We start from the raw sequence: 524 nt of genomic DNA on the forward strand, positions 1-524 counted from the left end.
TTGAAAACACTGATGCTTCAACAGTCAAGTATTTTTCGAAATCAAAGTTAGCGGTATCAACTTTGAATTTATCAAAAGACTCTTTCATGATGTCGTCACCTGTTTCACACGCCCATACATAATCGCCGGTAGAAAGACTTGTATTAATAGTGACAGGCCAGCGTTTTTTGGAAAAAAAACCAGGCCGGTTAAAGCGCTCATTATACCAGGTAATGATCTCCGCATTGCTTACCATAGGCGATCTTTCTCATTGGCAATCGTGTTGTAGCGGTTGGTAGCTTTATAGACAATGGTAGCCACATCGTCAGCTAATATTACCCATCCCACAAAGGGTATCCATCGCCCAACAAATGCCCCCAAGTTTGTAACATAGGAAAACTTTAAGCGCCTGATGCTACCATTTGTCAAAGTACGCCATTGTTTGACTTCAATATTGAGCCACTGCCGCAGATGGTAGCTAAGTATAGACGTCCCTAGTGTCGTTTTGAGTGGTTTAGCACGTGTTGTTTCACTTTCATTAATCC

2 protein-coding genes are annotated in these 524 nt (G+C 41.8%); both read right to left on the reverse strand.

Annotation, left to right across the window (positions count from 1 at the left end):
• A partial coding sequence (locus tag J1785_RS00290) for a DUF1493 family protein (RefSeq protein WP_217218522.1) occupies nt 1-235 on the reverse strand: 235 nt, incomplete at its 3' end.
• On the reverse strand, nt 229-524 hold a 296-nt coding region (locus tag J1785_RS00295; RefSeq protein WP_476655344.1), incomplete at its 5' end, for an STM2901 family protein. The genes J1785_RS00295 and J1785_RS00290, both read right to left, overlap by 7 nt.

Source organism: Rahnella perminowiae (assembly GCF_019049755.1).
Lineage (GTDB): Bacteria > Pseudomonadota > Gammaproteobacteria > Enterobacterales > Enterobacteriaceae > Rahnella > Rahnella perminowiae.